The organism is Streptomyces sp. M2CJ-2 (assembly GCF_016757295.1).
Lineage (GTDB): Bacteria > Actinomycetota > Actinomycetes > Streptomycetales > Streptomycetaceae > Streptomyces.
On sequence record NZ_JAESIF010000174.1, the window covers coordinates 1 to 3,566 of the forward strand.

At 70.2% G+C, this 3,566-nt stretch carries 3 protein-coding genes and 1 pseudogene; 2 read left to right on the plus strand and 2 right to left on the minus strand.

Features of this window, described 5'->3' with window-relative positions; translation table 11 throughout:
• Nucleotides 1–234 precede the first annotated feature (234 nt).
• Together JL475_RS38365 and JL475_RS38370 are read left to right on the plus strand one after the other, a co-directional pair.
• On the plus strand, nucleotides 235–912 hold the full coding sequence (locus tag JL475_RS38365; protein ID WP_202282829.1) for an alpha/beta hydrolase: 678 nt from the start codon (nucleotides 235–237) through the stop codon (nucleotides 910–912).
• A 203-nt stretch (nucleotides 913–1,115) separates the two neighbouring features.
• Nucleotides 1,116–1,727 (plus strand): hypothetical protein, encoded by a 612-nt coding sequence (locus JL475_RS38370; protein ID WP_237409454.1) that lies wholly within the window; start codon nucleotides 1,116–1,118, stop codon nucleotides 1,725–1,727.
• A gap of 154 nt (nucleotides 1,728–1,881) precedes the next feature.
• Here JL475_RS38370 and JL475_RS38375 read toward each other — a convergent pair whose 3' ends face one another.
• Together JL475_RS38375 and JL475_RS38380 are read right to left on the minus strand one after the other, a co-directional pair.
• Nucleotides 1,882–2,439: an XRE family transcriptional regulator gene (locus tag JL475_RS38375; RefSeq protein ID WP_202282830.1), complete on the minus strand. Its 558-nt coding sequence runs from the start codon at nucleotides 2,437–2,439 to the stop codon at nucleotides 1,882–1,884.
• Between the two features lie 12 nt (nucleotides 2,440–2,451).
• Nucleotides 2,452–3,498 (minus strand): annotated as a pseudogene (locus tag JL475_RS38380) (transcriptional regulator); the annotation flags it as partial.
• Nucleotides 3,499–3,566: the final 68 nt, after the last annotated feature.

Here is a 3,566-nt window from a genome sequence, read left to right on the forward strand (position 1 = left end):
GACGAAGACCGCTGATGAGATCTTCGAACGCCTCGCCGGATATCTGAACCGAATCAAAGACTCGACACACTAGATTGTTCGTCACACAATGATCATGGATGCCCTCGCCTCATCACCGCGTGGAACAATTCCTCCCGGGTGCGGGGGCATCTCCGGCCCGGCGGTGGGACGTTCGCTCGACGGGCAGCGCGACGGCGTTGAGACACCGTGTCCGCTACCGAGAGGGTGCTGACGATGGCTACGTATGTGCTGATTCCCGGTGCCGCGTCCGGCCCGTGGTACTGGCATCTGCTGGAGGCCGAGTTGCGTGGGCGGGGCCATGATGTGGTGGCGGTGGACCTGCCGTGCGACGACGACTCGGCCGGGCTGGCCGAGTACGCCGACACCGTGGTCGACGCCATCGGTGATCGCGCCGACCTGATCTTGGTGGCCCATTCCTTCGGCGGGTTCACCGCCCCCCTGGTGTGTGACCGCGTGCCAGTGGACCTGCTGGTGATGCTGCAGGCGCAGATCCCGGCACCGGGCGAGAGTCCGGGCCAGTGGTGGGCCAACACCGGCTACGAGCAGGCCAGGCGCGAACAAGACGAACGCGACGGCAGGGACCCTGACGACGACACCGCCCTGTTCCACCACGACACCCCGCCGGCACTGGTCGCCGAGGCCAAGAAGCACACGCGCACGCAGTCGGCCACTCCGTTCATGAAGCCATGGCCACTGGCCGCGTGGCCGGATGTGCCCACGAAGTTCCTCCTGTCCCGGGACGACCGTTTCTTCCCCGCCGAGTACATGCGCCGGATCGTGCGGGAACGCCTTGGCATCACACCCGACGAACTGCCCGGTGACCACTGCCCCATGCTCGGCCACCCCACAGAACTGGCCGACCACCTGGAGGCATACCGAACCGGGGCGTAACAGCCGCCCGGCTCCACGCTCGCCTTCCACGTCAGCGCCGAGCCACCGCACACCACCTCTTGGAATAGATCATCTCGTCGGGGCCGTCCTCGTAGCCGGGGTCCGTCCGCCTCAGCCGCGGCACCGGGCACATCCTCGACGTCCTCGACGTCCTCCACCGCGACCGCCTCGCCCTGCGCATCCACGACGGCGCGTTCTCCGCGATGGACCTCACCGCCCGCCACCCCCGCACCGGCGAGCTGCTGTCCACCGTGAAGTTCATGGTGCAGACCCTCGCCGCCGCCGGCGAACTCCAGCGCGACCTCCAGCGCGAGCTGACCTACGACGGACTGCGGGCCGCCGAGGCCAAGGGCAGCAAGGGCGGGCGCCGCCCGGCCATCAAGGCCGCGAAGGCCGTCGCCGTCCGCGCCGCGTACCTGGACGGCCGGTCCATCGCCGCCCTGGCCCGCGAGCACGGCGTCAGCCGGGGCGCCGTCCGCACGGCCGTCGCCGACCTCCTGCCCGAGCACACCGCCTCCGTCCCCGAGAACACCCCAGCCCTGGAGCTGCCGGTCACCCTCGACATGCCGGGCAGGGTCGCCGACTTCCTCCGCACCGCCGAGCTGGACGACGTCGAGCGGGCCGCGCTCGACCAGGGCGTGACCGTACGACGCGGCCAGGGCTACACCCTGCGCGTCACCGCCGTCCCGGCCGTGCACCACCGACTCCTCGCCCGCTGCCAGCCGCTCGACGGCGCCGCGGCGATTCCGGCGCAGCGCAAGGCCCGCCGCGAGTACGTGAACCGCGTCAACGCCCTTGGGGTCGAAACCCCGTAGCAAGCCGCCAGTGCTTCAAGATCATCGCGCGGCGGCTTTTGGGCTCACCTTGGCTGGACACCCGACCACACATGAACATCCGCCCCCGCGCGGATACTCGAGCGTGCCCCGGACCGCATCGGTCCGGGGCACGCGGCTGCTCGGGGCGCGACTGCTAGAGGTCGAACTCCAGGTGTTCGATGTCGGTGAAGCGGACCTCCTCCAGGCTTCCGGCGCGGCGGCCGCCGTCCTGGAAGTACACCTCCTTGAGGGCTTCGGCCGCGATCTCCTTGAGCTGCTGGTCGCCGGCGCCAGCCTGCTGGGCGTCGAAGAGGCGGGCGGCGTAGTGCGGGGGCAGGGCGACGGTCAGGTGCCGGATGCGGTCCTGGTCCGTGGAGCCGATCGGCGCGGTGTAGCCCATGCGGGCGCGGGTGTCGATGACGATGCCGCCCGTGGACGCCGCCTTCGCCTTGGCCTTCGCCCGGATCTGCGGCTGCCACCGCTTCTTCACCTCGCGCTCCAAACGCGCGGCGAGCTCCGGGCGGGGCTTTTTGATCTGGTCCTTCACGTACCGCTCGACGGTGCGCTGGGAGATCCGCAGCATCTGGGCGACCGCCTTGGTGCCCTTGAGCTGCCTGACCAGGTACCGCATCTGCGCGGGCGCGCTCTTGGGTGCCGGGCGGGTGAACGCCTTGTGCACCGCGGCGTCCAGGCCGTCCCCGAACAGGCTCATCGTCGCCCTCTCCTACTCTCCGTTGTCGACGTCGGTGACGGTGCCGTCCTTGATGTAGCGGGCGAGGTTGAGCTCCGGGGCGTTGAACCGCTCGCGGACCTCCTCGCCCCACAGGACGGCCTGGGTGCCCTCGTGCTTGACCAGGCCCGGGTTGAGGCCGAGCTTGAAGCCGCCCGGCAGCGGCTTGCCGTCGCGGTAGGGCAGGAAGTCCAGCGGCGAGGGCCCATTGGCCGCGTAGACGACGCAGTCGGACAGGATCGCGACCGGGTAGTCGCCGGTGAACGCCGCATGCTTGACGATCTTGCGGTGCAGGTTGATGCGCGTGCGGGAGATGACCGCCGCGCGGATGTCCGGCCGCCAGGTGGGGCGGGACAGCGCGCGCCACGGCTCGCCCGGCCGCCAGCCCTCGCCGCGGGGCCGCTCGCGCAGCTTGCCCAGGCCGCCCTTGACCGTCGCCTTGATCGCCGAGACGACGATCGCCAGCTGGGGGTCGCGTTCCTTGTAGCCGTCCATCGCCGCAAGGAAGTCAGCCGGGGAGAGGTCGGCGTCGACGCCGAGGTCGGCCATCGTGGCCAGGTAGGCATCGCGCAGCCGCTGGTACCAGCCGTCCAGGTAGCGGCCGTTCTCATACCGGACGTACGCCTCCACCGGGCGGACCTCGTAGCCCAGCTCCACCGCGTACGCCACGGTGGGTGTCGCGTACCAGGCCGGCCCTTCCGGACGATCACCCTTCGGCGTGAACGGGCTGGGCAGCAGCGAGCCGTCCAGCTCCACCCACTCCTTACTGACCTTCACCCGGGACAGGTCGACGTGCGAGAGGTCCACCAGCCACGAACCCGGCAGCTTCGGATCGAACACCGGCGCCTTGACCTGCGTGGGCGCACCGAGGCCGACGACCAGGCCGTTGGCGCCGGCGGCGAAGGCCATGTTCACGTCGATGCCGACCAGGTGGCGGCGCATGCACTCGGCATCCGTCATCGGGCGTGCCCAGTCGTACGCCTCCTCGAACAGCTTCTCCGCCGGGCCGCGGACGTGGAAGCGCGGCAGGTCCGCTAGTAGGGCTTGGTTAGGTTGGGGCGGGTTCGGCATGTCGGGTCGGCTTCAGGGATCTTCGGCAGGTCGGGCAC

What these genes read in the sequence shown, in the direction of transcription:
- JL475_RS38365 (WP_202282829.1), top strand. Translation starts at nt 235, where the DNA reads ATGGCTACGTATGTGCTGATTCCCGGTGCCGCGTCCGGCCCGTGGTAC.
- JL475_RS38370 (WP_237409454.1), top strand. Translation starts at nt 1,116, where the DNA reads ATGGACCTCACCGCCCGCCACCCCCGCACCGGCGAGCTGCTGTCCACC.
- JL475_RS38375 (WP_202282830.1), bottom strand. Translation starts at nt 2,439, where the DNA reads ATGAGCCTGTTCGGGGACGGCCTGGACGCCGCGGTGCACAAGGCGTTC.